The 26,097-nt window shown below is 61.4% G+C and carries 28 protein-coding genes and 1 other RNA gene; 18 read left to right on the top strand and 11 right to left on the bottom strand.

What is annotated here, in order from left to right; translation table 11 throughout:
- Positions 1–72: 72 nt before the first annotated feature.
- The 6 genes from NXC24_RS00705 (at position 73) to NXC24_RS00680 (ending at position 8,603) form a co-directional block, all read left to right on the top strand.
- Positions 73–2,439: a transglycosylase domain-containing protein gene (locus tag NXC24_RS00705; protein WP_104821552.1), complete on the top strand. Its 2,367-nt coding sequence runs from the start codon at positions 73–75 to the stop codon at positions 2,437–2,439.
- Positions 2,440–2,732: 293 nt separating this feature from the next.
- Complete coding sequence (gene dnaK, locus NXC24_RS00700; protein ID WP_104821551.1) at positions 2,733–4,649, top strand: molecular chaperone DnaK; 1,917 nt, start codon at positions 2,733–2,735, stop codon at positions 4,647–4,649.
- A gap of 84 nt (positions 4,650–4,733) precedes the next feature.
- Complete coding sequence (gene dnaJ, locus NXC24_RS00695) at positions 4,734–5,882, top strand: molecular chaperone DnaJ (RefSeq protein WP_104821550.1); 1,149 nt, start codon at positions 4,734–4,736, stop codon at positions 5,880–5,882.
- A gap of 308 nt (positions 5,883–6,190) precedes the next feature.
- Positions 6,191–7,318 carry a DNA replication/repair protein RecF gene (gene recF / locus NXC24_RS00690; protein ID WP_104821549.1) on the top strand — a complete coding sequence of 376 codons (1,128 nt, stop codon included), beginning with the start codon at positions 6,191–6,193 and terminating at the stop codon, positions 7,316–7,318.
- A gap of 38 nt (positions 7,319–7,356) precedes the next feature.
- Positions 7,357–8,127 (top strand): molybdopterin-synthase adenylyltransferase MoeB, encoded by a 771-nt coding sequence (locus tag NXC24_RS00685; protein WP_104824934.1) that lies wholly within the window; start codon positions 7,357–7,359, stop codon positions 8,125–8,127.
- Between the two features lie 5 nt (positions 8,128–8,132).
- The gene (locus NXC24_RS00680; protein WP_199773555.1) at positions 8,133–8,603 is read left to right on the top strand and encodes a GNAT family N-acetyltransferase; all 471 of its coding nucleotides are present in this window, start codon (positions 8,133–8,135) and stop codon (positions 8,601–8,603) included.
- Position 8,604: 1 nt separating this feature from the next.
- Here NXC24_RS00680 and NXC24_RS00675 read toward each other — a convergent pair whose 3' ends face one another.
- The gene (locus tag NXC24_RS00675; RefSeq protein ID WP_104821547.1) at positions 8,605–9,606 is read right to left on the bottom strand and encodes a D-glycerate dehydrogenase; all 1,002 of its coding nucleotides are present in this window, start codon (positions 9,604–9,606) and stop codon (positions 8,605–8,607) included.
- A gap of 181 nt (positions 9,607–9,787) precedes the next feature.
- Between NXC24_RS00675 and NXC24_RS00670 the strand changes: the two genes are divergently transcribed.
- Both NXC24_RS00670 and NXC24_RS00665 read left to right on the top strand, forming a co-directional pair.
- On the top strand, positions 9,788–10,327 hold the full coding sequence (locus NXC24_RS00670) for an SH3 domain-containing protein (protein ID WP_104821546.1): 540 nt from the start codon (positions 9,788–9,790) through the stop codon (positions 10,325–10,327).
- 90 nt (positions 10,328–10,417) lie between these two features.
- A complete protein-coding gene (locus tag NXC24_RS00665; protein ID WP_245463914.1) occupies positions 10,418–11,026 on the top strand; it encodes a cadmium resistance transporter in 609 nt (202 codons plus the stop codon).
- A 96-nt stretch (positions 11,027–11,122) separates the two neighbouring features.
- Here the strand turns inward: NXC24_RS00665 and NXC24_RS00660 are convergent, their stop codons facing one another.
- Positions 11,123–12,115 (bottom strand): adenosine kinase, encoded by a 993-nt coding sequence (locus NXC24_RS00660; protein WP_104821544.1) that lies wholly within the window; start codon positions 12,113–12,115, stop codon positions 11,123–11,125.
- Between the two features lie 405 nt (positions 12,116–12,520).
- Here NXC24_RS00660 and NXC24_RS00655 point away from each other — a divergent pair, with 405 nt between their 5' ends.
- Positions 12,521–13,465 carry an AEC family transporter gene (locus NXC24_RS00655; protein ID WP_104824933.1) on the top strand — a complete coding sequence of 315 codons (945 nt, stop codon included), beginning with the start codon at positions 12,521–12,523 and terminating at the stop codon, positions 13,463–13,465.
- Between the two features lie 206 nt (positions 13,466–13,671).
- Positions 13,672–14,835, top strand: a complete 1,164-nt coding sequence (locus NXC24_RS00650) for a patatin-like phospholipase family protein (protein ID WP_104821543.1) — start codon at positions 13,672–13,674, stop codon at positions 14,833–14,835.
- A gap of 69 nt (positions 14,836–14,904) precedes the next feature.
- Here NXC24_RS00650 and NXC24_RS00645 read toward each other — a convergent pair whose 3' ends face one another.
- The gene (locus tag NXC24_RS00645) at positions 14,905–15,486 is read right to left on the bottom strand and encodes a cytochrome c family protein (protein WP_104821542.1); all 582 of its coding nucleotides are present in this window, start codon (positions 15,484–15,486) and stop codon (positions 14,905–14,907) included.
- A 151-nt stretch (positions 15,487–15,637) separates the two neighbouring features.
- Here NXC24_RS00645 and NXC24_RS00640 point away from each other — a divergent pair, with 151 nt between their 5' ends.
- Entirely contained in the window at positions 15,638–16,393 is a 756-nt protein-coding gene (locus NXC24_RS00640; protein ID WP_104821541.1) for a 3-deoxy-manno-octulosonate cytidylyltransferase, read from the top strand.
- Positions 16,394–16,417: 24 nt separating this feature from the next.
- Positions 16,418–17,272 (top strand): prephenate dehydratase, encoded by an 855-nt coding sequence (locus NXC24_RS00635; protein ID WP_104821540.1) that lies wholly within the window; start codon positions 16,418–16,420, stop codon positions 17,270–17,272.
- A gap of 206 nt (positions 17,273–17,478) precedes the next feature.
- Here NXC24_RS00635 and NXC24_RS00630 read toward each other — a convergent pair whose 3' ends face one another.
- Together NXC24_RS00630 and NXC24_RS00625 are read right to left on the bottom strand one after the other, a co-directional pair.
- Positions 17,479–17,877: a VOC family protein gene (locus tag NXC24_RS00630; RefSeq protein WP_104821539.1), complete on the bottom strand. Its 399-nt coding sequence runs from the start codon at positions 17,875–17,877 to the stop codon at positions 17,479–17,481.
- A 171-nt stretch (positions 17,878–18,048) separates the two neighbouring features.
- Positions 18,049–18,417, bottom strand: coding sequence for a VOC family protein (locus tag NXC24_RS00625; protein WP_104821538.1), 369 nt, complete (start codon positions 18,415–18,417; stop codon positions 18,049–18,051).
- Positions 18,418–18,453: 36 nt separating this feature from the next.
- Here NXC24_RS00625 and NXC24_RS36130 point away from each other — a divergent pair, with 36 nt between their 5' ends.
- Positions 18,454–18,582: a hypothetical protein gene (locus tag NXC24_RS36130; protein ID WP_281060655.1), complete on the top strand. Its 129-nt coding sequence runs from the start codon at positions 18,454–18,456 to the stop codon at positions 18,580–18,582.
- A gap of 45 nt (positions 18,583–18,627) precedes the next feature.
- Here NXC24_RS36130 and NXC24_RS00620 read toward each other — a convergent pair whose 3' ends face one another.
- The 4 genes from NXC24_RS00620 to NXC24_RS00605 form a co-directional block, all read right to left on the bottom strand.
- On the bottom strand, positions 18,628–18,864 hold the full coding sequence (locus NXC24_RS00620; protein WP_104821537.1) for a hypothetical protein: 237 nt from the start codon (positions 18,862–18,864) through the stop codon (positions 18,628–18,630).
- Positions 18,865–18,948: 84 nt separating this feature from the next.
- Complete coding sequence (locus NXC24_RS00615; RefSeq protein WP_104821536.1) at positions 18,949–19,635, bottom strand: YafY family protein; 687 nt, start codon at positions 19,633–19,635, stop codon at positions 18,949–18,951.
- A gap of 9 nt (positions 19,636–19,644) precedes the next feature.
- On the bottom strand, positions 19,645–20,604 hold the full coding sequence (gene nudC / locus NXC24_RS00610; RefSeq protein WP_104821535.1) for an NAD(+) diphosphatase: 960 nt from the start codon (positions 20,602–20,604) through the stop codon (positions 19,645–19,647).
- Positions 20,601–21,011 (bottom strand): HIT family protein, encoded by a 411-nt coding sequence (locus tag NXC24_RS00605; protein WP_104821534.1) that lies wholly within the window; start codon positions 21,009–21,011, stop codon positions 20,601–20,603. Before NXC24_RS00605 ends, nudC begins: the two co-directional genes overlap by 4 nt.
- 91 nt (positions 21,012–21,102) lie before the next feature.
- Between NXC24_RS00605 and ffs the strand changes: the two genes are divergently transcribed.
- From ffs to NXC24_RS00590, 3 genes are all read left to right on the top strand, one after another.
- An RNA gene (gene ffs, locus NXC24_RS00600) (signal recognition particle sRNA small type) lies at positions 21,103–21,199 on the top strand.
- A 47-nt stretch (positions 21,200–21,246) separates the two neighbouring features.
- On the top strand, positions 21,247–23,133 hold the full coding sequence (locus NXC24_RS00595; RefSeq protein ID WP_104821533.1) for a DNA polymerase III subunit gamma/tau: 1,887 nt from the start codon (positions 21,247–21,249) through the stop codon (positions 23,131–23,133).
- A gap of 111 nt (positions 23,134–23,244) precedes the next feature.
- Entirely contained in the window at positions 23,245–23,568 is a 324-nt protein-coding gene (locus NXC24_RS00590) for a YbaB/EbfC family nucleoid-associated protein (protein WP_104821532.1), read from the top strand.
- A 21-nt stretch (positions 23,569–23,589) separates the two neighbouring features.
- Here NXC24_RS00590 and NXC24_RS00585 read toward each other — a convergent pair whose 3' ends face one another.
- Positions 23,590–24,066 (bottom strand): Lrp/AsnC family transcriptional regulator, encoded by a 477-nt coding sequence (locus NXC24_RS00585; protein ID WP_104821531.1) that lies wholly within the window; start codon positions 24,064–24,066, stop codon positions 23,590–23,592.
- A 111-nt stretch (positions 24,067–24,177) separates the two neighbouring features.
- On the opposite strand from NXC24_RS00585, the gene NXC24_RS00580 reads away from it, so the two are divergent.
- Positions 24,178–24,714, top strand: a complete 537-nt coding sequence (locus tag NXC24_RS00580; RefSeq protein WP_104821530.1) for an alpha/beta fold hydrolase — start codon at positions 24,178–24,180, stop codon at positions 24,712–24,714.
- Between the two features lie 100 nt (positions 24,715–24,814).
- On the opposite strand, the gene NXC24_RS00575 is transcribed toward NXC24_RS00580, so the two are convergent.
- Positions 24,815–25,432 (bottom strand): MOSC domain-containing protein, encoded by a 618-nt coding sequence (locus NXC24_RS00575; protein ID WP_245463913.1) that lies wholly within the window; start codon positions 25,430–25,432, stop codon positions 24,815–24,817.
- Positions 25,433–25,489: 57 nt separating this feature from the next.
- On the opposite strand from NXC24_RS00575, the gene recR reads away from it, so the two are divergent.
- Positions 25,490–26,095 carry a recombination mediator RecR gene (gene recR / locus NXC24_RS00570; RefSeq protein WP_104821528.1) on the top strand — a complete coding sequence of 202 codons (606 nt, stop codon included), beginning with the start codon at positions 25,490–25,492 and terminating at the stop codon, positions 26,093–26,095.
- The last annotated feature ends 2 nt before the right edge of the window (positions 26,096–26,097 follow it).

Raw genomic sequence — 26,097 nt, 5'->3', positions numbered from 1 at the left:
ACGAGCGGGCGCGTAGCGGCCCCGGCACCAGACATCGGAATATGGAACCATCGGGGGTAAGACCGGTCCGCAATGGCAGGCAAAAGCAGATCAGGCCAGAGGATAGAGCCCTCGTTTTCAAGCGGCAGCGAACGCGGCGATGATGGTTTCAGCGCGGGCGAGCGGATTGCCGGCGGCGGGCGCTCTTCCCGGCGCAGCGAGGACCCTCCGCCGGACAGGCCGCGCCGCGCCAAGAGCCGGCGCAAGCAGCCGCGGCGCGAGCGCGGCGGTGGTTTCTTCGGCTTCGTGCGCTCTGTGATTTATTGGAGCCTCGTGCTCTGCCTCTGGGCCGGCATCGGTGCCGCCGGTCTCGTGGTCTATTACGGATCGCGCATGCCGAACGCCAGCACCTGGGCCATTCCCGACCGGCCGCCGAACGTCAAGATCGCCGATCTCGGCGGCAGCATCATCGCCAATCGCGGCGCGACCGGCGGCGAAGCTCTGACGCTGAGCGATATGTCGCCCTATATTCCCAAGGCGATCGTCGCCATCGAGGACCGCCGCTTCTATTCACATTTCGGCTTCGATCCGATCGGGCTTGGCCGTGCCGTGGTGACGAACGTGCTGACCGGGCATGCCGTGCAAGGCGGCTCGACGCTGACACAGCAGCTAGCCAAGAACCTCTTCCTGTCGCCGGAACGCACGCTGGAACGCAAGGTGCAAGAAGTGCTGCTCGCCATCTGGCTGGAGCACAAGTACACCAAGGACCAGATCCTTACGATGTATCTGAACCGCGTCTACTTCGGCGCGAACGCGTATGGCGTCGAGGCGGCGTCACAACGCTACTTCAACAAATCAGCCCGCGACGTCAATCTCGGCGAAGCGGCCATGCTTGCTGGCCTCGTCAAGGCGCCGTCGAAGCTGTCGCCCGCGCGCGATCCCGCCGCGGCCGAGGCTCGCGCCCAACTCGTGCTGCAGGCGATGCGCGACCAGGGCTTCATCAGCGAAGCCGATATCAAGACGGCGATGTCGCAGCCGCCGACGCACGCGACGAGCTATTGGAACGGCGCCCAGAACTATGTCGCTGATATGGTCATGGACCAGCTTCCCGGCCTGATCGGCGGCGCCGTCAAAGAAGATCTGACGGTGGACACCACGATCGACACCTCGCTGGAACAGAAGGCCGAACAGTCCCTGAACGATGTGCTTGCGAAGGACGGCAAGAAACTCAACGCTTCGCAGGCCTCCCTCGTCTCCGTAGATGCAACGGGCGCCATCCGTGCACTGGTGGGTGGGCGGGACTATGCGCAGAGCCAGTTCAACCGCGCCGTCACCGCCAAGCGCCAGCCGGGCTCTGCCTTCAAGCCCTTCGTCTATACCGCTGCGCTGGAAATGGGCCTGACGCCGAACTCGATCCGCAACGACGCGCCGGTGAAGATCGGCAATTGGGCGCCGGAGAATTACGAGCAGAAATATAACGGACCCGTGACGCTCGCCACGGCCGTCGCCCATTCGCTGAACACGGTGGCCGCCCAACTTGCGATGGAAGTCGGACCGGAGCAGGTGGTCAAGGTCGCGCATCGGCTCGGCATTGAATCCGACCTGCAGGCCAATGCCTCGATCGCGCTCGGCACATCGGAAGTTTCGCTGCTGGAGCTGACCTCGGCCTATGCCTCCTTCATGAATGGCGGCTACAAGGCGACGCCGCATGTCATCACCAAGGTGACGACCGCCTCCGGCAAGGTGCTCTACCAGGCGAACTTCGACAATCCGCCGCGGGTTTTGAATCCCGATGTCGTCACCAACATGAACACGATGATGACCGGCGTCATTAATTTCGGCACCGGCAAGGCGGCCCGCATCCCCGGCTGGCAGGCGGCCGGCAAGAGCGGCACCACGCAGTCCTTCCGCGATGCGCTGTTCGTCGGTTTCACCAGCCATCTGACGACGGGCGTCTGGTTCGGCAATGACGACGGCAAGTCGATGAAAAAGGTCACAGGCGGTGGGCTGCCGGCCAAGGCCTGGAAGGAATTCATGGTCGCCGCTCATAAGGGCCTGACGCCGACGCCGATCTTCGGCGGCGGCCAGATCATCGACAATGGCGCGCCGGTGGTAGCATCCGCGCCGAATACCGACCAGCAGACGACGATCGGCTCGATCATCTCCGGCGCACTCGGCGGCAATGGCGGGCAGGCTTCGCTGCAGCAGGGCCAGCCGACGCTCCAGCAACGGCCGGCGCAGCAACCGGTTCAACAGCGCCAACAGCCCGTCGATCAGGCAACGCTGAATGACGATCCCGAGGATCTGCCGCCCGTGGGCCTTGCCGACAACAATCCCTACAGCTCGGACGAGTATGATAACGGCGATATCCCGCCTGCCGATATCGGCGATCCCGGCCCGATAACGGCGACAGTACGGCGGCACCGCTCCTCGCTTCTCGATGTCATCCTCGGGCAATAAGAAGCGATTCCTGGCATTGCCGCTTGCATGGCGGGGGCAAGGCTGATCTGATAGATGGTCGCGCCATTTCCCAAGGGTTCACAACCTCGATGTGGCACTGTGGAATTTGCGCGACAAACCATTCGTTTTGCTGGATTCCGGGTGATTTCCTGCCTTGCAGTCAGTAAAACCGCTACTTATATACGCGGCATCACCGCAGTCATGGCTGCGCAATCCTCAAGACCATCCCGTAAGGGGCTGTCAATGGAATGCCTGACAGGGGTTCCGATAGCTTGCTTCAAGGAGAGAATGACATGGCAAAAGTAATTGGTATCGACCTTGGAACCACGAATTCCTGCGTCGCCGTCATGGACGGTAAGGACGCGAAAGTGATCGAGAATGCCGAAGGCGCCCGCACCACCCCCTCGATGGTAGCCTTCACGGACGACAGCGAACGCCTCGTCGGCCAGCCGGCCAAGCGCCAGGCGGTCACCAACCCCACCAACACCCTCTTCGCTGTCAAGCGCCTGATCGGCCGCCGCTACGAAGATCCGACCGTCGAGAAGGACAAGCACCTCGTTCCCTTCACGATCGTCCGCGGCGACAACGGCGACGCTTGGGTCGAGGCACAGGGCAAGGGCTATTCGCCCGCACAAGTTTCCGCAATGATCCTTCAGAAGATGAAGGAAACCGCCGAATCCTACCTCGGCGAAAAGGTCGAAAAGGCCGTTATCACCGTTCCCGCTTACTTCAACGACGCGCAGCGCCAGGCAACCAAGGATGCCGGCAAGATCGCCGGTCTTGAAGTTCTGCGCATCATCAACGAGCCGACCGCTGCCGCGCTCGCCTATGGCCTCGACAAGAAGGACGGCAAGACGATCGCCGTTTACGACCTTGGCGGCGGCACCTTCGATATCTCCATCCTGGAAATCGGCGACGGCGTCTTCGAAGTGAAGTCGACCAACGGCGACACCTTCCTCGGCGGTGAAGACTTCGACATGCGCCTCGTCGAATATCTCGTTGCTGAGTTCAAGAAGGACAACGGCATCGACCTCAAGGGCGACAAGCTGGCTCTGCAGCGCCTCAAGGAAGCTGCCGAAAAGGCCAAGATCGAACTGTCGTCTTCGCAGCAGACCGAAATCAACCTGCCCTTCATCACGGCAGACGCCACCGGCCCGAAGCACCTGACGCTGAAGCTGACCCGCGCCAAGCTGGAAAGCCTGGTCGACGATCTCGTTCAGCGCACCATCGCTCCCTGCAAGGCCGCCCTCAAGGATGCCGGCGTTACCGCGGCTGAAATCGATGAGGTCGTTCTCGTCGGCGGCATGAGCCGCATGCCGAAGGTACAGGAAATCGTCAAGCAACTGTTCGGCAAGGAGCCGCACAAGGGCGTCAACCCGGATGAAGTCGTCGCACTCGGCGCTGCCATCCAGGCTGGCGTTCTGCAGGGCGACGTCAAGGACGTTCTGCTGCTCGACGTGACCCCGCTGTCTCTCGGCATCGAAACGCTGGGCGGCGTCTTCACCCGTCTGATCGAGCGTAACACGACGATCCCGACGAAGAAGTCGCAGACCTTCTCGACCGCCGACGACAACCAGTCGGCCGTGACCATCCGCGTTTCGCAGGGCGAGCGCGAAATGGCTGCCGACAACAAGCTGCTCGGCCAGTTCGACCTCGTCGGCCTGCCGCCGGCTCCGCGTGGTGTACCGCAGATCGAAGTCACCTTCGATATCGACGCCAACGGCATCGTGCAGGTTTCGGCCAAGGACAAGGGCACCGGCAAGGAACAGCAGATCCGCATCCAGGCTTCCGGCGGTCTTTCCGACGCCGACATCGAAAAGATGGTCAAGGATGCCGAGGCCCATGCTGCCGAGGACAAGAAGCGCCGCGAAGGCGTGGAAGCCAAGAACCAGGCTGAAAGCCTGATCCACTCCAGCGAGAAGTCGCTGAAGGATTACGGCGATAAGGTCACCGAAGCCGACCGCAACGCGATCTCCGAGGCGATCGCAGCGCTGAAGGCAGCGACCGAAGCTTCCGAGCCGGACGCCGAAGACATCAAGGCTAAGACCCAGACCCTCATGGAAGTCTCCATGAAGCTCGGCCAGGCCATTTATGAGGCCCAGCAGGCGGAAGGCTCCACCGCTGATGCGTCGGCAGGCGGCAAGGATGATGTCGTCGATGCCGACTACGAGGAAATCAAGGACGAGGACGACCGCAAGCGGTCTGCATAATCGCAAGCCTCAACAGGTTTTGCTGCAACTCAGATCCGGCTGCCTTAGGGCAGCCGGAAATCCATTTCCGGGGTCTATTCCTTAATGGCAAAAGCGGACTTTTACGACACGTTGGGTGTCGCCAGAACGGCGGACGAAAAAGAGCTGAAAAGCGCTTTTCGCAAGCTGGCGATGAAATTTCATCCGGACAAGAACCCGGAGGATAAGGACGCCGAGCGAAAGTTCAAAGAAATCAACGAAGCCTACGAGACGCTCAAGGATCCGCAGAAGCGGGCGGCCTATGATCGTTACGGCCATGCAGCCTTCGAGCATGGCGGCATGGGCAATGGCGGCGGATTTGGCGGCGGCGGCTTCGGCGGCGGTGGCTTCTCCGACATTTTCGAAGATATTTTCGGCGAGATGATGGGTGGCGGACGCTCGCGCGGGCGCTCCTCCGGCGGTCGCGAACGCGGCGCCGATCTTCGCTACAACATGGAAATCTCGCTGGAAGAGGCCTTTACCGGCAAGACGGCGCAGATTCGCGTGCCGACCTCGATCACCTGCGATGTCTGCTCCGGCTCCGGCGCCAAGCCGGGCACGCAGCCGAAGACCTGCGGCACCTGCCAGGGCGCGGGCCGCGTACGGGCTGCACAGGGTTTCTTCTCGGTCGAGCGCACCTGTCCGACCTGCCATGGCCGCGGTCAGATCATTCCCGATCCCTGCACCAAATGCCACGGCCAGGGCCGCGTGACCGAAGAGCGTTCGCTTTCGGTCAACATCCCGGCCGGCATCGAGGATGGCACGCGCATCCGGTTGCAGGGCGAAGGCGAAGCCGGCTTGCGCGGTGGGCCTTCGGGCGATCTCTACATCTTCCTCTCCGTCAAGCCGCATGAGTTCTTCCAGCGCGACGGCGCCGATCTCTATTGCGCCGTGCCGATCTCGATGACGACGGCTGCCCTTGGCGGCACCTTCGACGTCGCGACCCTCGACGGCACGAAATCGCGCGTCACGGTTCCCGAAGGCACGCAGGTCGGCAAGCAATTCCGCCTGAAGGCAAAGGGCATGCCTGTGCTGCGCTCCAGCCAGGTCGGCGATCTCTATATCCAGATCCAGATCGAAACGCCGCAAAAACTCACCAAGCGCCAGCGCGAGCTGCTGCAGGAATTCGAGCAGATCTCCTCGAAGGACAACAATCCCGAATCAACGGGCTTTTTCGCCCGCATGAAGGATTTCTTCGACACGTTCAGCGACTGAGCTACAAAACAGCGGCGAATCACATTGCTTCACGTGAAACCGGCCGGTGATTCGGCCGGTTTTTTTATTTTGAGGGCGAATCACCCGCCCTCGTGGTTCGAGACGGCCTCATGGGCCTCCTCACTATGAGGGCTGATCTATGCGGTTCGGCTCGGGAGCTTCTCCACCCTCATCCTGAGCCTGTCGAAGGACGCGGGTGGCCCCGCCGTCGCTCCGATGCACCTCTCTTCAATGCCCATCGGCAAAATCCTTGCACTTGCGCAGGGTTCGGCATACGCCTCGGCCATCGACACGAATCCGGATGCCCGATGCCGCACAAGGTTTTCATCTCGCGCCTGAAGCTGACCGACTTCCGCAATTATGCGGCGGCGTCGCTTGTGCTTGACGAGCGGCATGTGGTGTTGACCGGCGACAATGGCGCCGGCAAGACCAATCTGATGGAGGCAGTCTCCTTCCTTTCGCCCGGACGCGGGATGCGGCGCGCGGCCTATGCGGATATCATCCGCGTCGATGCATCCGGCGGCTTTTCGATCTTTGCCGAGCTTGAGGGCATGAATGGCGAAGTCGAAATCGGGACCGGCGTCGACGCGACCGACGAGGCGACGGCGCGCAAGCTCAGGATCAATGGCGCACCGGCCAAGACCGTGGACGAGCTGACCGACCATCTACGCGTGCTCTGGCTGACACCGGCGATGGACGGGCTATTCACCGGCGGCTCCTCCGAGCGCCGCCGTTTTCTCGACCGGCTCGTGTTGTCGCTCGATCCCGCCCATGGCCGCCGCGCCAGCGATTTCGAGCGCACCATGCGCAGCCGCAACAAACTGCTCGCCGAAGGCCGATTCGATCCGTCCTGGCTTAGCGGCATCGAGGAGCAGATGGCGAGTCTCGGCATCGCCATGGCGCTCGCCCGGCAGGAGATGCTCGGCCTCCTCTCGCGGCTGATCGCGGAAACACGCGAGGCGACGCCCTTTCCATCCGCCGCACTCGAGCTCTCCGGTTTCCTCGACGGGCAATTCGATCGCCCGGCGGTCGATCTCGAGGACAGCTATGCCGAGATGCTGCGCGAAGGACGATACCGCGACGCGGCCGCCGGACGCACGCTTGATGGCCCGCATCGGGCCGATCTGCTGGTGCGTCATCGCGAGAAGCATATGGAGGCGGAGCGCTGCTCGACGGGGGAACAGAAGGCGCTGCTCGTCGGCCTCATCCTCGCCCATGCCCGCCTCGTCGGCAACTTGACCGGCCATGCGCCGATCCTGCTGCTCGATGAAATCGCCGCGCATCTCGATGAAGGCCGGCGCGCAGCGCTCTTCGACCTGATCGACGGGCTCGGCGGCCAGGCCTTCATGACCGGCACGGACAAGGCAATGTTTTCAGCGCTCGGCGAACGGGCGCAATTCTTTACCGTCGCGCATGGCGGCATTTCGAAATCATAGGCGGAGAATTTTCCGCGGAGCGTGATAGTATCATGGCCATGGACCCTTTGACCCCAGACGAAATCGCCCGTTACAAGCGCCACATCCTGCTGCCCGAAGTCGGCGGCGCCGGGCAGCAAAAATTAAAAGCGGCGCGGGTTTTGGTGATCGGCGCCGGCGGGCTCGGTGCGCCCGTGCTGCAATATCTCGCCGCCGCAGGCATCGGTACGCTTGGGATTGCCGATGACGACCGCGTCTCGCTTTCCAACCTGCAGCGGCAGGTGATCCACGATACCGGCACGATCGGCGAGCTGAAGACGCAGAGTGCGGCCGACGCCATTGCACGGCTGAACCCACATGTGCGCACCATTCGCTTCGAGGATCGTTTTTCCATCGAGACCGCCGAGCGGCTTCTCGCCGGTTTCGATCTCATTGTCGACGGTTCCGATAATTTCGATACGCGCTATGCCGCGGCCGACGCGGCCGAGCTGGCGCGCCTGCCGCTGGTGACCGGCGCGGTCGGCCGCTTCGACGGCTCACTGACGACGCTGAAACCTTATGAGGCCAGCGCCGACGGCACGCTGAACCCTGGTTATCGCGACCTCTTCCCCACGCAACCGCCCGAAGGCCTCATTCCCGCCTGCTCCGAGGCCGGGATCATCGGCGCGCTGACAGGCGTCATCGGCACGCTGATGGCGATGGAGGCGATCAAAGTCATTACCGGCATCGGTGAACCGCTGATCGGCCGGCTGCTGCTCTATGACGGGCTCGCCGCCCGCTTCGAAACCATCCGCTATCGCCGCAAGCGCGCCAAGGCCGCGGCCGAATGACCGGTATCACCCTTCAGCGTCTCGACGACAATTTCGGCCGCTGGAATGAGCTGCTTGAGCTCATTCTCGCCTCCTTCGCCTATATGGACGGACGGATCGATCCGCCCTCCTCGGCGCTGTCGCTGACCGCGCAATCGCTCAGGGAAAAAGCGAGAGCCGAAATCGGCTATATCGCATTTGATGGCGATCGATTAGCCGGCTGCATATTCTGCCGTCCGGAGCCGGACAGCCTCTATATCGGCAAGCTCGCTGTTTTGCCGAGCGCACAGGGCAAGGGGATCGGCAGGCGCTTGCTGAGTCTTGCGGAAACGACGGCGCAGGAGCGTGGCCTTCGTGTGCTGCGGCTGGAAACGCGGATCGAGCTAACCGGCAATCACGCCACCTTTGCCAATTGGGGATTCGCCAAAACCGCAGAGAATCGCCACGCCGGCTTCGACCGCACGACGTCGATCGAGATGCGCAAAGCCCTGATTTAATTCAGCGAAATGGCAGCACGCGATTCGGCGGGCGATGGCCGTCGATGAAGGTGCGGATATTGATGATGACCTTGTCGCCCATGTCGATGCGGCTTTCGAGCGTGGCTGAGCTCATATGCGGCAGCAACACCACCTTGCCCTCGTTGGCGAGCTTCACCAGCTTTGGATTGACGGCCGGTTCGTTCTCGAAGACGTCGAGGCCGGCGCCGGCGATCTTGCCTTCGCGCAAAATCTTGATCAGCGCCGTCTCGTCAATGACGTCACCGCGCGCTGTATTGACGATGTAGCTCGTCGGCTGCAGCAGAGCGAGCCGACGCGCCGAAATCAGATGGAAGGTCGCCGGCGTCGACGGGCAGTTGACGGAGACGATGTCGACGCGGGCAAGCATCTGATCGAGGCTGTCCCAATAGGTCGCCTCCAGCTCGTCTTCGGTCGCCAGGCTGACGCGCTTGCGGTTGTGATAATGGATGGAGAGGCCGAATGCCTTGGCGCGGCGGGCGACGGCGGTGCCGATGCGGCCCATGCCGACGATGCCGATACGCTTGCCGTGAATGCGGCGCCCAAGCATCCAGGTGGGCGACCAGCCGGCCCATTCGCCGGGCTTGTCCGTCAGCACGCGCGCACCTTCGGCGAGGCGCCGCGGCACGGCAAGAATCAACGCCATGGTCATGTCGGCCGTGTCCTCGGTCAGGACATTCGGCGTGTTGGTGACGGTGATGCCACGACGGGCCGCCGCTTCGACGTCGATATGGTCGGTGCCGTTGGAAAAGCTGGCGATCAGCTTCATCTGCGGCCCGGCTTCCTCGATCAATGCGGCATCGATGCGGTCGGTGACTGTCGGCACCAGCACATCGGCGGAGCGGATGGCTTCCACAAGCTCGGCCTGCGTGCGCGGCGTATCGTCAATGTTGAGCTCGGCATCGAAGAGTTCGCGCATCCGCGTCTCCACTGCATCCGGCAGTTTACGCGTGATATAGACCTTCGGTTTTTTCTTCGTCGTCATGGCGACCGGCGATGCCTTGTTCAGATGTTATTAACCAAGAAGCAGGATAATTTTCCCGTTCCGAGCATTTCTACCAGACCCGCAGGCGAAGACAAATAAAACTCGTGGGCGCGGCGCAGGGATTTGCCGATAAACCGGAACGATAGGCCGCCTTGGTCATGATGAGCGAACGGAAATCCCTATGCGTGGCAAAGTCCTGAAGTCCTGCGCTGTTTTCGCGATCGGCCTGATGATGGCCGGCGCCACCGCCGATCTTGCCGCGGCCCAGGCCGCCAAGGGACCGAGCGGATTGCCGCTGCCGCGATTCGTCACGCTGAAATCGAAGCGCGTCAACCTGCGCATCGGCCCGAGCGCCGACTACGCCGTGTCTTGGCTTTATCTTAAGCAGGGATTGCCGGTCGAAATCATCCAGGAATACGACAATTGGCGCCGCGTGCGTGATGCCGACGGCACCGAGGGCTGGGTCAACCAGTCGCTGCTATCCGGCCAGCGCTCGGCAATCGCCGCGCCGTGGATGAAGGGCAAGGGCAAGGCGGTCTTCGTCAATATGCGCCGCGACGCGCAGCCGTCGAGCACCGTCATCGCCAAGCTCCAGCCGGGCGTGATGATGAACATCCGCGAATGCACTGGCGACTGGTGCCTGGCGACCGCCGACGGCACCGAAGGCTGGGTGGCGCAATCCGAAATCTGGGGCGCCTACCCCGGCGAAGCCTTCAAGTAAAAGAAAGCCCCTCAAAGCTCCATGGTAGCCGCGACCGCGTGATTCTTCGACGCGGCGATGCATCTGGCATCAAGAGCGGGAACGGTGATTGTGGAATATTTGTTCGGGAATCTCGGCATAGCGATCGTCCTGTTTGCATCGACGAACGTGGACGATATTTTTGTTCTGCTCGGATTTTTTGCGGACCGCAAATTCCACCCGCGCCAAATCGTCATCGGCCAATATCTGGGCATTAGCGTTCTTTGCGGCGTAAGCGTGCTCGCCTCCCTGATCTCTCTCGTTATTCCCGCCGCCTATATCGGCCTCCTCGGCTTGGTGCCGATCATTCTTGGCCTGAAGAAGCTATGGACGTTGTGGCAGGGCTTTGAGGCAGAGAGTGATCCGGAAGATCACGAAAAGGCGTCGATCGGGCATGGCAATATCATAGCCGTCGCGGCGGTCACCATCGCGAATGGTGGCGACAATATCGGCATCTACACGCCGCTATTTGCCACGCGCACGAGCGATGAGATCACCATCATCGCCATTGTGTTTGTCGTCATGACGGCTTTGTGGCTCGGCGCCGCGCACTTCCTGGTCAATCACCCGACGATCGGTGCGCCGATCCGTCGCTATGGGTATCGGGTGGTGCCCTTCGTTCTCGTGGCGCTTGGAATTCTCATTCTCCACGAGGCCGGAACCTTTCGGTTGCTATGGTGATAGATTTCGTTTGCTGGCCGTGACACCTCAAGCAAAAGCCGCTGCAGCGGTCTGCTGCGAGCGGCTTTCAATTTCAGCATGAGCCAGTGGGCGAGCTTAAAGAAGCCCGAATTCCTTGCCGGCTTCCGAGAGCGACCGCATCGGCCGAGGGCCGATCTGCTCGATGACGATAGCTGCGGCGAGGTTGCCGAGCTTGCCGCAGTCTTCGAGGCTGCGACCCTGCGTGTAGCCGAAGAGGAAGCCGGCTGCGAAGAGATCGCCGGCGCCGGTCGTATCGACGCGCTCCTCGATCGGATGGGCGTCGACGACATAGCGCTCGTTGCCGCGCACGATGACGGCACCGTCCTTGCCGGTGGTGACGGCGGCGATCTTGCAGTCAGCCGCAATCAGCTTCAACGCCTTCTCGAAATCATCGGTCTCGTAGAGCGACAATGCCTCGTCGCGGTTGGCAAAGACGATATCGACGGTGCCCGAGCGCATGAGATCAAGGAATTCGTGGCGATAACGGCCGACGCAGAAGCTGTCGGACAAAGTCATCGACATTTCGCGGCCATGGACATGGGCGATGCGGGCGCATTCGCGAATCGCCTCCTTGGCGCGCGGCGGGTCCCAGAGATAGCCTTCGAAATAGGTGACCTTGGCGTTGGCGACGACATCTTCCTCGACATCTTCCGGGCCAAGCTCGACGCAGGCGCCGAGATAGGTGTTCATCGAACGCTCGCCGTCCTCGGTGACGAAGATCATGGAGCGGGCAGTCGGCGGGAACGTGCCCTTCGGCTTGGTCTCGTAATGCACGCCCTGGGCGCGGATGTCGTGCGCGAAGATTTCTCCCAACTGATCTTCCGCGACCTTGCCGAAATAGGCCGCCCTGCCGCCGAAATTCGCAACGCCCGCCGCCGTATTGCCGGCGCTGCCGCCGGAGGCTTCGAGCGCCGGACCCATGCGCGAATACAATAGCTCGGCACGGTCGGCATCGATGAGATTCATCGCGGCCTTGGTGATCTTGTTGTCGATCAGGAACTGATCGTTGCAGCGGGAGATAATGTCGACGATAGCATTGCCAACGGTCAGTACATCGAAACGAGTCATCAAAAAGGGGGTCCCGGTATTGGTGATAGCCGGTATCCGGTATTAGCGGTTTTTCCGAAGTTTGGAAGGAAAATCGGTGTCCGATGAGGTAACTAAATCTCAACCAGTCATTTGCCTGTCACTTTCCATCTGTAAACACTTATCAAGTGAACGGGCATGGGATGCGGACAAGGCATTCGGGCCAGTTCTGGGAAGGTATGATACCTTCCGCCTCACCGGTACGCGCGCCGACCACGGATGAACTGGCGGCCTGTGCACCGGGAGGACTCCGGCGGGGCCGGATGCGGGAAAGCGGGCGTGGCCCGCTTTTTTTATTTCCGACCGCTTTTCGGCTTCTCACGTTGCTGCAAGCTGCTACAACTCTGGGATCAAGTCCCAAGATCCCGCCACAGCTCGCTCGCCGGCATGTCCGAAATCTTTTCCGATGTTCTGCCGATTTTCCTGCTGATCCTCGTCGGCTGGTTGATCGTGCGTGCCGGAATATTGACGGCCAGCGTCGGCGAAGCGATGAGCGAGTTCGTCTTCAAGATTGCCGTGCCGCTGCTGCTTTTCCAGACCATTGCTGGCGCGCATTTCCACGGGGCTTCGCCATTCCGATTGTGGATCGCCTATTTTGCCGGCGTCGCGGTCGCCTGGACAGCCGGCCATCTGGCGGCGACGCGCCTATTCGGGCGGGATGCGCGGATCGGGGTGCTCGCCGGTGTGTCGTCGGCTTTCGCCAACAATACCTTCATCGGCCTGCCGCTTGTGAGCCGTGTGGTCGGTCCCGATGGCATCGTGGCGCTATCGATCCTGATCGCTGTGCATCTGCCTGTCATGATGATCGCCGGTACGATGCTGATGGAGCAGGCTGAGCGCAAGGCGAATGGCGGCAGCGGGCGGAGCACAGGCGAGCTACTGCATCAGGTAGGCAGAAACCTTGTCCGCAATCCGCTGGTCATCGGACTTGTCGCCGGCCTCGTCGTGCACCTCATCGGTATTCCCCTGCCGGCAACGCTCGGCAGCGTCGTCGACAGCATCGCCAACACGGCAGGCCCGGCGGCGCTGATTTCGCTTGGCATGGCGCTGCGGCAATATGGTCTTTCCGGCAATCTCGGAATCGCCAGCGTTACCTCGGCGTTCAAGCTTCTGTTGCTGCCGGCCTGCGTGCTTTCGGCCGGCTATCTTCTTGGCCTTAGCTCGCAATGGCGTGAGGCGATCGTCCTCACCGCCGCAGTTCCCACAGGTGTGAACGCCTGGCTGATTGCCAATCGCTTTGGCGTCGGTCACAGTCTCGCGGCCTCGACGATTACGCTGACAACGGCGCTCGGCGTACTTTCAGTGTCACTTTGGGCCTATATGCTCGGCTAGCGACGCGAGCGGCCCGTGTGGATTCCTGTCATCGCGCGGCGCTCCAAGGTGATCTTAGAAAGGTGCAGGCGGCTTTGCGTGAGCTCACCGCCGGTTGAACACTGCGACAATATATCTCCGCCTTCGGAGAAGCAGGCAGGAAAATGGTCATATATTCGCGCACCGCCGCCTTTAACTAAGGGTGGAGCGCAACAAAGGATGGAACCATGAATATTGCAGCTCCACTCACCACCACCAATCCCGCTTCGGCCTATGCGCAGAAGGTCTTCGTCCTGCAGGGCGGCGGTGCGCTCGGCTCCTATCAGGCGGGCGCCTTCGAAGCATTGAGGGAAGCCAATATCGAGCCGGACTGGATCGCCGGGATCTCGATCGGTGCCATCAACGCCTCGATCATGGCGGGCAACGTGCCGGGCCAGCGGCTGGAAAAACTGCGCTCCTTTTGGAACAAGGTCAGCGTGCAATTGCCGGTCGACGTGCTGATGGAGCGCCAACGCGAGACCAGTCGGTTCTACCGCACGGTCAGCAGTTGGTGGGTATCGACCTTCGGCGTGCCCGGTTTCTTTTCGCCCTGGCAGATCCCATCCTGGTTCCAGCCGCGGGGCTCAGCGGGTGCGACCAGTATCTACGACACCGCGCAATTGCGTCAGACCCTGCTCGACCATGTCGATTTCGACCGCATCAATCATGGCCCGGTGCGACTGAGCCTCGGCGCCGTCAATGTCAGAACCGGCAATTTCGCCTTTTTCGACAATAAGGACATCAAAATCAAACCCGAGCACGTCATGGCGAGCGGCGCACTGCCACCCGGCTTTCCGGCGATCAAGATCGGCAATGAATATTACTGGGACGGCGGCCTGGTCTCGAACACGCCGCTGAGTTACGTGCTGAGGAACGCCGCCGAAGTCGACACGGTCGTCTTCCAGGTCGATCTCTTCAGTGCTACCGGCCTGTTGCCGCAGGACCTCGAAGAAGTGGAGGAGCGGCGCAAGGATATCAGCTATTCCAGCCGCACCCGGCTCAACACCGACCTCTTTCTCGAGCGCCACCGTCTGCGCCGTACCATATCGGAGCTTTATGCGCGCCTGCCGGAAGAGGCCAAGGCCGACCCGGAGATCCAGAAGCTGAAGCAACATTGCTGCGATCACAGCGTCACGATCATCCACCTGATCTACCGCAACAAGCAGTTCCGCGCCCATTCGAAGGACTACGAATTTTCGGCGCTGTCGATGCACGAGCATTGGCAAGCCGGCCTGCACGACGCCCGCAAGGCCCTGATCTCGGAAGATTGGCGCGTGCCGCCCGGCGCCGAGGACGGGCTCAAGGTCTACGACCTGGATCAAAAGATGCGGACGCGCAAGCACGCCGTCTGAGCGACTGACCGGCATGCAAAAGCCCGGCCGAGACGACCGGGCTTTTGGCAATCGTTCGCTTGAGGCAGCTTAGTTCGTCGCCGCGGGAGCGTTCGCGTCAGGCAGCGGCTGAGGCGTGTCGGCCAGCGTGCGCAGATAGGCGATGACATTGGCACGATCTTCCTCCTTCGGCAGGCCGGCAAAGCCCATCGCCGTCCCGGCGATGAATTTCTTCGGCGCTTCGAGGAAGTGGTAGAGATGATCGTAGGTCCACTTTTCGCTGCTGCCCTTGGAAAAATCCTTCATGGCGGAGGAATAGGCAAAACCTTCGTGCGAGGCGATCGGACGATCGACCACACCCCAGAGATCCGGACCGACCTTGTTCGGCCCGCCCTTGGTGCCGTCATGACAGGCCTGACACTTCTTGAAGATCGATTCGCCGGCCTTCGCGTCGGCCTTTTGCAGCAATTGCGCGATCGGCGTTTCCTGCTTGGCGGCGGCTCCCTTGCCGCCGGCGCCGGCAGACGTTTCTTCAGCGGCGATAATTGCGAAGCCCGGCTTTTCCGGCGTTTCTGAATGGAAAATAAATCCCGACGCGAGCGACACGGACTTCAGCACAAAAAGTGTGGCCAGAAGTGCCCCGACACCCATGTTCACGTAGGATGAATTCATCTGCTATGCTCCCCTCGCCTCCGGCAGCGGCTGCCGGCCCATCTTGAATTCGCGCGAAACCTATGTCTTTTGGCAGTTTCTTGCAACTCTCTAAACGGTCTCCACCGTGAGACTTTTTGACACTTTTCCGGCAGGAATAGAAGGCCCAACAATGACAGATCCCAACTTAGACAAGACGCTGGTGCTCATTCCGGCCCGGATGGCCTCCACCCGCCTGCCGGGCAAGCCGCTCGCCGATATTTGCGGCCTGCCCATGATCGTACAGGTTGCCAAACGGGCGCGCGAGGCGGCGATCGGTCGCATCGTCGTCGCCGTCGACCACGAGGACACCTTTGCCGCCGTTGCGAATGCCGGCTTCGAAGTCGTCATGACGCGCAAGGATCACCAATCCGGCTCGGACCGGATCTATGAGGCCCTGCAGGCCGTGGATCCCGAGGGTCATGCCGAGATCATCGTCAACGTCCAGGGCGATCTGCCGACCGTCGATCCCGAAACCATCCGCGCGTCGCTGCGCCCGCTGGAAGACCCGGCCGTCGATATCGCCACGCTGACCGTCGAGATCAAAGACGAGGAAGAAAAGAAGCTGCCGAGTGTCGTCAAGGTTGTCGGCTCGCCCGTTTCGGACAGCCGTCTGCGCGCACTTTACTTCACTCGCGCCACCGCTCCCTACGGCAACGGGCCGCTTTATCATCACATTGGCCTCTACACCTATCGCCGCGCCGCGCTGGAAAAATTCGTCAGCCTCGGCCCTTCGACGCTGGAAAAACGCGAATCACTGGAGCAATTGCGGGCGCTGGAAGCCGGCATGCGCATCGATGTCGAGATCGTTGACACAATACCGCTCGGTGTCGATACTCCCGCCGACCTCGAAAAGGCCCGCCGTATCCTTTCCGGCGCCTCTCTCTGACGGAATTTCCCCAAAGGCAGTCCAATGATCACCAAGACCAACAAGATCTCTTTCCAGGGCGACTACGGCGCCAATTCCGACATGGCCTCCCGTGACATGTTCCCGACGATGGAGCCGCTGCCTTGCCAGACCTTCGAGGACGCCTTCACCGCCGTCGACAATGGCGAAGCCGATCTCGGCATGATCCCGATCGAAAACACGATCGCCGGCCGGGTCGCCGATATCCATCATCTGCTGCCGGAATCGCGGCTGCATATCGTCGGCGAATATTTCATGCCGATCCATTTCCAGCTCATGGTGCTGCCAGGTGTGAAGAAGGAAGAAATCCGGACGGTGCACAGCCACATCCATGCGCTTGGCCAGTGCCGCAAGATAGTGCGCGCCAATGGCTGGAAGCCGATCATCGCCGGCGATACGGCGGGGGCGGCCAAGCTCGTGCAGGAAACCGGCGACCGCACCATGGCCGCCCTTGCGCCGCGGCTGGCGGCCGACCTCTATGGGCTGGAAATCGTTGCGGAAAATGTCGAGGATACCGAGAGCAACGTCACGCGCTTCGTCATCCTGTCGCGTGACGAAAACTGGGCGCAGCGCAGCTCGACCGAGGAAAAGATCGTCACCACCTTCGTCTTCAACGTGCGCAACATTCCGGCTGCGCTCTACAAGGCCTTGGGCGGCTTTGCCACCAACGGTATCAACATGACCAAGCTCGAAAGCTATCAGCTCGGCGGCCGTTTTGTAGCGACGCAGTTCTATGCCGATATCGAGGGCCATCCGTCCGATGCCCATGTGCGCCGCGCGCTGGAGGAATTGCGGTTCTTCTCCGAGAAGGTCCGTATTCTGGGCGTTTACAAGGGGCATCCGATGCGGGGCGATCTCTAAGTCTGATCCTTTAAGTTTAATGGCGTCGGAGGCCGCCTCGTCCTTCGAGGCTTCGCTCTTCGAGCTCCGCACCTCAGGATGAGGCGGGGGAGAATTTCGCTATTGACCCAAAGGGTTAGCCCTCATGGTGAGGTGCGAAGGCCGCCGGGCTGCAGCCTCGAACCGCGAGGGCGGGTTGCGGTACCCTTATGGTTGCCATCGAGCGGCTATTCCGCAGCCTTGGTGACGACCTCGATACGGTGCCCATCCGGATCGATGACAAAGGCTGCAAAATAATTCGGCCCGTAATGAGGCCGAAGACCAGGCGGCCCGTTGTCCTTTCCGCCATGGGCGAGCGCTGCTTTGTGAAAGGAGACGATGGCATCACGGCTTGGCGCGACAAAGGCGAGATGGAAGCCCGGACCTGGCGCGTGGGCTTCCTTGCCACGCAATTTGATGGCGAACTTATCGCCCCCACCCGGCGGGCCGTATCCGATCGCCTGGTTGGGATCGCCGGGGTTCAAGTCTTCCCAAACCCTGACATAGCCGAGCGGTGCGAAGGCGGCGTCGTAAAAGGTGGCGGCTCTCTCGATATCTGAGACGCCGAATGAAATATGATGCAGCAATTGTTCCTCGCATTGCTCTGAATTTATCGATCAGTCTCTTCTGCGAATGCACCTCACCATGACGTGGACCATGTTCCGTGGCGGAGCATACAGGATCAGCCCTCATGGTGAGGTGCGAAAGCCCAAAGGGCTGCAGCCTCGAACCACGAGGGCGGGTGACCTGGTCGCAATTCACTTATCCGGCTCACAAACCCTGAGACGATGACCGTCGGGATCCAGCACGACGAAGGTCGGGCCGAAATCCATGGTCGTCAGTTCCTGCGCAATCGGCAGGCCGCGGGCTTTCCAGTCCTGGTAATGTTCCGCGACCGCGCCTTCGCCTTCGACCATGAAGGCGAGTTCACCGCGATTGCCGATGGCCGAGGGCTGCGGCTCGACGTTGCTGCGGCGCCAGAGGCCGAGGGTGAAACCATTGTCGAGCGGGAAGGCAGCGAAATTCGGCGCGGCAACGGCGGGCTCGCGGCCGAGCAGGTCGCGATAGAAAGGCACGCTTTCGGCCGGGTCCTTAACGTAGAAGATGATGAGATTCGGGCTTGTCATTTGGATATTCCTCTCGTTTTACGGGGATATAAGGGCATGAAAGATGCAGTCCGGCAGGCGAGGCGGAGCCTGCCGGGTGATGGATTTGTCAGCGGATTGGATGTTTATGGGGATGCGCTTTTAGAGCGTATCGCGATCTGCCAGAGTCGCTTTCTCGGGCTTTAAACTCTTGATTTTACGAATGTCTTTATCGCCCAAATCGCTTCGGCCTTAGTGCATCCGTTCTTCCTCACGGTATGGCGCGTGGCCGTCCAGAAAGCCCAGATCGCGCTTGACCAAATCAGACGCTCCCTCGAGATCGAGGTGATTTCGGCTGCCGGCAAAATAGCCCAGTGCAACCCGCAAGAAGCGGGCGGGCCATGTCGGCACAGAGAAATCTTTGCCTTTGCGCGCCTCGATGACGCCGCGATGCGTTTGTTTCGTGACGATGAAAGCGTGGCTTGCCATGATCGGTCCTCCTTCCTGCTTGGGATGGTGCCCATCATAGTCGTACCTACTGACAGTTTCTGGCAGTAGCGTTGCTCTTGAGGATCAATCGTGAAGCATGCCCTCCCGGGCATTCCATTCCCTCGCCAGCGTAACACGGCGTCGCGGGTAGCGTGCGTCCAGCACCGCAAAATCGACGATGCGGTCGGCGCGGAAATGACGAAAATCCTGGCGCAGCTCGCACCAGGCCATGATGATGCGCGCATTATCGAAATAGCCGAGCGCGAAGGGCCAGATGCGCCGGGTCGAGATAGCGCCGTTGACGTCGCCATAGGTCAATTGCACCATGCGTTCGCCGCGGATCGCCTTGCGCATCAGGGAAAGATCAGCCTTATCCTCCGTTATGCGGCGCGTTGCGACGACCACCGCCGCCTGATCGACCGCCTCGCGCATTTCGGCGGGCAGCACCGCAGCGATCTTGGCAAGAGCATCGGCGCCGGCGGCGGCCAATCGCGAATCGGTTGCGCGTGCGACCCATCTCGATCCCAGCACCAGCGCCTCGATCTCATCCTGCGAAAACATCATCGGCGGCAGCATGAAGCCGGGCTTCAGAACATAGCCGATGCCAGGCTCGCCTTCGATCATGGCACCCTGCGTCTGCAGGCTGGCGATATCGCGATAGAGCGTGCGCAGGCTGACGCCAGTCTCGTCGGCAAGGGTCGCGCCGCTGACCGGACGTCGGTAGCGCCTGAGCGTCTGCAATAGGGTCAGCAGCCGTTCCGAGCGCGCCATGACGAGCGCCTATCGCTTCCATTCCACCCAGTCGCGCATCAGGCGATGGGCGATGGCGCCCTTGGGTGGCGAGGTGTTACCGGAGGCCGAGACGCGATCGAGCATGGCAAGCGTCTCTTCCGGTGTGAACCAGCGGCAGTCATCGAGCTCGGCGGTGTCCATATGGATCTCCCTCGACTTCGCCTCGGCATAGCAGCCGATCATCAGGGAGTGCGGCATCGGCCAGGGTTGCGAGGCATGGTAGCGCACACGGCCAATGCGGATGCCAGACTCCTCATGCGTCTCGCGACGCACGGCATTTTCGATGGTTTCGCCCGGTTCGACAAAACCGGCGAGACAGGAATACATGCCGGGTGCGAAATGATGGCTGCGGCCGAGCAGGCAGAGATTTTTCTCCTCGTCGATCGTCAGCATGATGACGACCGGATCGGTGCGCGGAAAGATCATGTGTTCGCAGGCCGTGCAGACGCGCTTGTAGCCGCCGATTCGGCTTTCCATGACCGAGCCGCATCGGCCGCAGAACCGATTGTCGTGGTTCCAGCGGATAAGGCTCATGCCCTGCGCCGCTTCGCCGAGAATTTCACCTTCGAGCAGGAGATCGCGCCAAAGCGAGCGCATGTCGGCGGGCTTGTAGTGGCTGGCGAGATCGTCGGCATTGATGCGCACCGGCACGGCCAGTCGCGGTTCGCCGGTCTTGCGGTAACCGAGCAGCACCGCCGCCTCCCAGTCGGGATCGAGTTCCTGCAGTTCGTAGCGCGCAAACAGCGGATCGAGCACCTGGCCGTCATGTTTCAGGACCAGCCTGTCCCTGGCGAAAGCAAGGATATGCGTGCCGTCCTTGGAAAGAGCTCGCTCGACCGATTCCTCGTCGCGGTGCTCGGCGTCCCGGTTAAGCTGGTTTTCCGCAAAGGCGGTGAGGCTGCTGGCTTCCGGGTGGGGGGCATCCGTAGAGAAGATGGAATGGTTCATTGTGAAAGCGTTTCCCGCAACTTGGCTATGAAGCTGTTCATATCTTCGTCCGCATAGGGTTCCGCTTTGCCGTAGCCCCAGATCGGGCCGGGCCAGTTCGTGTCCCCTTCGAACCGCGCAATGACATGAACATGAAGCTGACGGACGATATTTCCAAGGGCCCCGATGTTGATTTTTGTCGCTCCGGTCACCGCCTTCAAGGCGGCTGCGACCTTATTCGTCTCGAAGGTCAACAGCACCTGGTCGAGCGGTGTCAGCTCGAATATTTCCGACATGCCGGGCCGACGGGGCACCAGCAACAGCCATGGCCAGCGGCGATCCTTCATCAGCCGCACGTCGCAAAGGCCGGTAATGGCGACGGAAACGCTGTCATTCGCCAGACGATTGTCGAGCGCAAAATCCTGCAATGGGTTGTCCTCCAGTGTTTTATCAAATGTTTAGCAGTTTTTTTTGACCTTGGCTTGCTTTTGATGCCGATATTGCCGATATGTGCATCCGGGAGGTTGGTGGTGGACGAGCCACTCGCCAACCGGGTCAGGTCCGGAAGGAAGCAGCCCTAACGAGCCCGGCACGGGTCATCGTGCCAGCCTCCCACCCTTTCCGAAAGCAAGGCCCGGCTTTCTGCGGGCGACAAGCAGGGCGATGAGCGACACCGAGCGACAAGCAAAAGATGCCGCTTCGACCGGCACCGGTTACCGGGTTCTGGCTCGCAAATACCGGCCCAAGGATTTCACGGACCTAATGGTCGGCCAGGAGCCGATGGTTCGCACGCTGACCAATGCGTTCGAGACCGGCCGCGTTGCCCAGGCCTATATGCTGACCGGCGTGCGCGGCGTCGGCAAGACGACGACGGCCCGCATCCTGGCGCGCGCGCTCAACTACAAGACCGCCGAGATCGACCGCCCGACCATCGACCTGCGCGAGCCTGGCGAACATTGCCAGGCGATCATGGAAGGCCGGCATGTCGATGTCATCGAGATGGACGCCGCCTCACATACCGGTATCGACGATATCCGCGAGATCATCGAGCAGGTGCGCTACCGTCCGGTTTCGGCGCGCTACAAGGTCTATATCATCGACGAAGTGCATATGCTGTCGACGGCCGCCTTCAACGGGTTGCTGAAAACGCTGGAAGAGCCGCCGGAGCATGTGAAGTTCATCTTCGCCACCACCGAAATCCGCAAGGTGCCGATCACGGTGCTGTCGCGCTGCCAGCGCTTCGATCTGCGCCGCATCAGCGCTTCCGACCTAGTCGGCCTGTTCACCACCATCGCCGCGAAAGAAGGCATCGAGGCGGAGCCGGAAGCGCTCGCCATGATCGCCCGTGCCGCCGAAGGCTCGGCCCGCGATGGGCTGTCGCTGCTCGATCAGGCGATCGCCCATGGCAGCGGCGTGGTTGCAGCGGATGCCGTTCGCTCGATGCTGGGGCTCGCCGACCGCGCCCGCATCGTCGATCTCTTCCACCATGTCATCAAGGGCGATGTCGCCGCCGCATTGGCGGAATTCAACAGCCAGTACGAAGCCGGCGCCAATCCTGTCGTCGTGCTGACCGATCTTGCCGATTTCACCCATCTCGTCACCCGCCTGAAATATGTGCCCGATGCCGCCGACGATCCGTCGCTGAGCGAGGTCGAGCGCACCAAGGCGGCTGATTTCGCCCAGGGCGTGGCGGTTACCACGCTCTCTCGCTTCTGGCAGATGCTGCTGAAGGGCATACCGGAGACCGAAAGCGCAGCCCGCACGGCCGGTGCCGCCGAAATGGTGCTGATCCGCCTGGCGCATGCCGCCCATCTGCCGGCGCCGGAAGACGCAGCGCGGCGGCTTGCCGAATTTTCGGATGGCAATGGCGGCGGAACGCGTCCATCGCCCGTGCCATCTGCCGGCAACGGCATGGGAACGCCTGTCTCCTATCAGGGCAATGTCATGGCGCGCGCGGTGGAAACCGCACCATCACGGCCCGCCCCGTCGCCGGCTGCACCGGTCGCCATGCTGCGCTCGGTTCCGAATACGCAGCCACAGGCAAGTCCCGTGATCGGCCGTATCGAGCCAAAACCCGCCGAAGCGCCGAAGCCTTTGGTTCCCGTCAATTCGATGGCCGATATCGCCGAGCTCGCCGGCCAGAAGCGTGATCCGAAAGTAAAGGCGCTGGTGCGCAGCTTCGTTCGCCCGGTGCGGCTGGAGCCCGGCCGGCTCGATGTCAGCCTGGCGCCGGGTGCGCCGGGGACGCTGCTGAACGAGCTTGCCGTCAAGCTGAAGGAATGGACCGGCATCCACTGGATCGTCAGCCTCAGCCGCGACGAAGGCGAACCGACCCTGGTGGAGGCCGAGGCGAACGAGCAGCGGCAACGGGTCGCCGATGCCCGCCAGGACCCCGATGTGGCGGCGATCCTATCGCAATTTCCGGGCGCCAAGATCATCGACGTTCGCGTCCGCGCGCCTGACCCTGAGGAAGAAGAACAAACTGCCGCCCCGGCGACTGCCGAATCCGATGACGGCGATATTCTGCCGGGCGATGATATCGAATTCTAAGGGTATGATACCAAATCGAAGAGCCGTAGGATAAAAGCGTAAAGCGGTTTTCGACATAGATTGTAGCCAAAAATAACAAGACAAAGAGACGGAAGAGAAGGACCAGCAACGATGCGCGACATCATGGGCATGATGGGCAAAGTGAAGGAAATGCAGGCCAAGATGGAGAAGATGCAGGCGGAAATCGCCGACATCCGGGCCGAAGGCAAAGCCGGCGGCGGCCTCATCACCGTCACTGTGAACGGCAAGAGCCAGATGCTGGGCATCAAGATCGATCCGTCGCTCTTCAAGGAAGAAGACGTTGAAATCCTCGAGGACCTGATCGTCGCTGCAAACAAGGACGCCCAGGAAAAGGCCGAGGCGCTGGCCGCCGAAAAGACCCGCGAACTGACCGCCGGCCTGCCGATCCCGCCCGGGTTCAAGCTGCCTTTCTGAGAAGCGTTCGCTTCAACGCGGTCAACGCGCCATCGTCTTGCGGATGAGCTCGCGACCGATCGGTTTCGCCGGCTCGTTCCGCAATACCAGCGACGTGGTCACCGCGCCGTGGCGAGCAATGGAATCGACGATGGTTTCAAGGTCTGATGGTGTCGGCACCAGGACCTTGAGCAGGAAACAATCCTCGCCGGTCAGCCGCAGGACCTCGATGATCTGCGGCATCTCCGAAAACTGTTTCAAGCAGGGGCGTATGTGCTCATGGGTCGTGCGCAGCCGGACGACTGCCATCATACCGAGGCCGACGGCAGCGGGATCAATGACGGCGCGATAGCCGGCAATGATCCCGCGTTCCTCAAGCCTTTTCAGGCGTTCCGACGCGGCGGGCTGTGAAAGCCCTACCCGGCGGCCAAGTTCCGATACGGAAATTCGCCCATCCTCCTGCAGGATCTCGATCATCGACAAATCGGTCGGGTCTAGGTCTCTCTCGAAGCTATCCATTCTCGTGCCTTGAATTCATCGGCGGAAGCAAGTTTTACCCGATGGATTGCAATGTCAATTGCCAATGCGGCATGCCACCTTCCCTCCGTCAACACAGTACGAGAGGAAGACATGAGTGAGATCATTATCCTGCCCGGCCTTGGCGGCTCGGGGGAAGGCCACTGGCAGACCCTGTGGGAACGGCAGGACCCCGAGATGCGCCGCTTTCAGCCGACGAGCTGGGACAGGCCGGAATTGGCCGATTGGCTCGCCGCACTCGACTGGGAGATCCGCCGCTCCAGGACGCCGCCGATCCTCATCGCCCATAGCCTCGCCTGCCAGTTGGTCGCGCACTGGGCGGCATCTGCGCCTGCAGGCATCCTCGGCGCCTTCCTCGTCTCGGCGCCCGATCCCACGGGCGACGTCTATCTGACGGAAGCCCCCAGCTTCGCCAATCCGCCGCGCTTAAGACTGCCATTTCCGTCGCTTCTCATCGCAAGCACCAACGATCCCTTTGGTTCGTTCGACTATGCGACGGAAAGTGCTGCGGTCTGGGGCAGCGCATTGATCGATGTCGGCGCGCTCGGCCATATCAATGCGAATTCCGGAATTGGCGATTGGCCGGAAGGTCGGGCACTGTTCGAGCGTTTTCGCACCGGGCTTGTCTAAAGCGTATCGCGATCTCTAGGATTCGCTCCTCGCGCTTTAGGTCTTTGATTTTGCGCATGTCGTTATCGCAAAACCGCTGCGCATTTTTGCGCCACATGCTTTAGGAATCATCGTCGAGAAGCGCCCTGAGCTTGTAGTGAATGGGCGCGGAGAGATAACGCGTCCGATCCTCCGGGGACAATCGTCTACCGAAGGTCGCCATCATTTCCGGCATGGTGACCTTGGCGCCGGCATAGGGGACATAGGTCACCGGCGTCCCGGCGGTGGCCGTGCCGTTTTTGATGACGCGGCAATAGATGCCGGGACGGCCCGCTTGCGTATAGCGCTTGACGAATTTCGGATCACCCATCTTCGCCGCGAACGTCGCGCAGGGAATGCGGGCCGAGGTGACCTCCAGAACTAGATCGCCGGCTATGAATCTGTCGCCGACCGCGACCTCGCGGTTATCGAGCCCTTCGATGACGATATTTTCGCCGAACGCACCGGGTTCCAGCTTGCGCCCCAACTCGTTCGACCACCAATCCAGCGTCAGCGAACCTTCGACATACACGGCCTGATCGCGTCCGCCGTGATGTTCGCCATTGCAGACGGCATCGCCGATGATACCCTCGGCGTCGACCATGACCGTGCCGCCGACCGCATGCTTGTTAATTCCGGTCTTGTAGCTCTTGCCGGGCAGTGTTTCGGCGGTGCCGATGCAGACGGCCAGAATTTTCATAGGGCGTTCATCCCTTCCGCGATTCCGTTCCTTCAGCATATGAGCTAAAAGCCTCCCATGGCAAAGCGAGTCACCGGCCCCGAAATTGAAAAACTCATCCAGCTTCTGGCAAAAGTGCCGGGCCTCGGCCCACGCTCGGCACGGCGCGCCGCATTGCACCTGATCAAGAAGAAGGACCAGTTGCTCGGCCCGCTCTCCCATGCCATGGGCGATGCCTATGACAAGGTGAAGATTTGCTCGCGCTGCGGCAACGTCGATACTGTCGACCCCTGCACCGTCTGCACCGACGACCGGCGCGATCAGTCCGTCATCATCGTCGTCGAAGATGTCGCCGACCTCTGGGCACTGGAGCGCGCCGGCGCGATGAATGCCGCCTATCACGTTCTTGGCGGCGTGCTGTCGCCGCTCGATGGCGTCGGACCCGACGATCTCAACATTCGCGGGCTGATAGAGCGCGTCAACGAGGGCGGTGTCCGGGAGATCATCATCGCCGTCAACGCCACAGTCGAGGGGCAAACCACAGCACACTATATAACTGACCAGCTCGCCGGCCTGGAGGTGAAAATCACCCGCCTCGCCCATGGCGTACCGGTTGGCGGCGAGCTCGATTACCTCGACGAAGGCACGCTGACAGCGGCGCTGCGGGCGCGGACGACGATTTGAAG

Origin of the sequence: Rhizobium sp. NXC24 (assembly GCF_002944315.1) — a bacterium.
Taxonomy (GTDB): domain Bacteria; phylum Pseudomonadota; class Alphaproteobacteria; order Rhizobiales; family Rhizobiaceae; genus Rhizobium.
This window is presented reverse-complemented; position numbering and strand designations above follow the sequence as displayed.

Bases quoted from the DNA above. Each gene is read 5' to 3' on its own strand.
- recR (WP_104821528.1), top strand. From the start codon at position 25,490: ATGGCAAAGCGAGTCACCGGCCCCGAAATTGAAAAACTCATCCAGCTT.
- NXC24_RS00685 (WP_104824934.1), top strand. From the start codon at position 7,357: ATGGACCCTTTGACCCCAGACGAAATCGCCCGTTACAAGCGCCACATC.
- NXC24_RS00575 (WP_245463913.1), bottom strand. From the start codon at position 25,432: ATGAAAATTCTGGCCGTCTGCATCGGCACCGCCGAAACACTGCCCGGC.
- NXC24_RS00580 (WP_104821530.1), top strand. From the start codon at position 24,178: ATGAGTGAGATCATTATCCTGCCCGGCCTTGGCGGCTCGGGGGAAGGC.
- NXC24_RS00590 (WP_104821532.1), top strand. From the start codon at position 23,245: ATGCGCGACATCATGGGCATGATGGGCAAAGTGAAGGAAATGCAGGCC.
- NXC24_RS00620 (WP_104821537.1), bottom strand. From the start codon at position 18,864: ATGGCAAGCCACGCTTTCATCGTCACGAAACAAACGCATCGCGGCGTC.
- dnaK (WP_104821551.1), top strand. From the start codon at position 2,733: ATGGCAAAAGTAATTGGTATCGACCTTGGAACCACGAATTCCTGCGTC.
- NXC24_RS00615 (WP_104821536.1), bottom strand. From the start codon at position 19,635: ATGGCGCGCTCGGAACGGCTGCTGACCCTATTGCAGACGCTCAGGCGC.
- NXC24_RS00660 (WP_104821544.1), bottom strand. From the start codon at position 12,115: ATGACTCGTTTCGATGTACTGACCGTTGGCAATGCTATCGTCGACATT.
- NXC24_RS00635 (WP_104821540.1), top strand. From the start codon at position 16,418: ATGATCACCAAGACCAACAAGATCTCTTTCCAGGGCGACTACGGCGCC.
- NXC24_RS00655 (WP_104824933.1), top strand. From the start codon at position 12,521: ATGTCCGAAATCTTTTCCGATGTTCTGCCGATTTTCCTGCTGATCCTC.
- recF (WP_104821549.1), top strand. From the start codon at position 6,191: ATGCCGCACAAGGTTTTCATCTCGCGCCTGAAGCTGACCGACTTCCGC.
- NXC24_RS00670 (WP_104821546.1), top strand. From the start codon at position 9,788: ATGCGTGGCAAAGTCCTGAAGTCCTGCGCTGTTTTCGCGATCGGCCTG.
- NXC24_RS00585 (WP_104821531.1), bottom strand. From the start codon at position 24,066: ATGGATAGCTTCGAGAGAGACCTAGACCCGACCGATTTGTCGATGATC.
- NXC24_RS36130 (WP_281060655.1), top strand. From the start codon at position 18,454: ATGAAAGATGCAGTCCGGCAGGCGAGGCGGAGCCTGCCGGGTGATGGA.
- NXC24_RS00675 (WP_104821547.1), bottom strand. From the start codon at position 9,606: ATGACGACGAAGAAAAAACCGAAGGTCTATATCACGCGTAAACTGCCG.
- NXC24_RS00640 (WP_104821541.1), top strand. From the start codon at position 15,638: ATGACAGATCCCAACTTAGACAAGACGCTGGTGCTCATTCCGGCCCGG.
- NXC24_RS00595 (WP_104821533.1), top strand. From the start codon at position 21,247: ATGAGCGACACCGAGCGACAAGCAAAAGATGCCGCTTCGACCGGCACC.
- NXC24_RS00645 (WP_104821542.1), bottom strand. From the start codon at position 15,486: ATGAATTCATCCTACGTGAACATGGGTGTCGGGGCACTTCTGGCCACA.
- NXC24_RS00650 (WP_104821543.1), top strand. From the start codon at position 13,672: ATGAATATTGCAGCTCCACTCACCACCACCAATCCCGCTTCGGCCTAT.
- nudC (WP_104821535.1), bottom strand. From the start codon at position 20,604: ATGAACCATTCCATCTTCTCTACGGATGCCCCCCACCCGGAAGCCAGC.
- dnaJ (WP_104821550.1), top strand. From the start codon at position 4,734: ATGGCAAAAGCGGACTTTTACGACACGTTGGGTGTCGCCAGAACGGCG.
- NXC24_RS00705 (WP_104821552.1), top strand. From the start codon at position 73: ATGGCAGGCAAAAGCAGATCAGGCCAGAGGATAGAGCCCTCGTTTTCA.
- NXC24_RS00625 (WP_104821538.1), bottom strand. From the start codon at position 18,417: ATGACAAGCCCGAATCTCATCATCTTCTACGTTAAGGACCCGGCCGAA.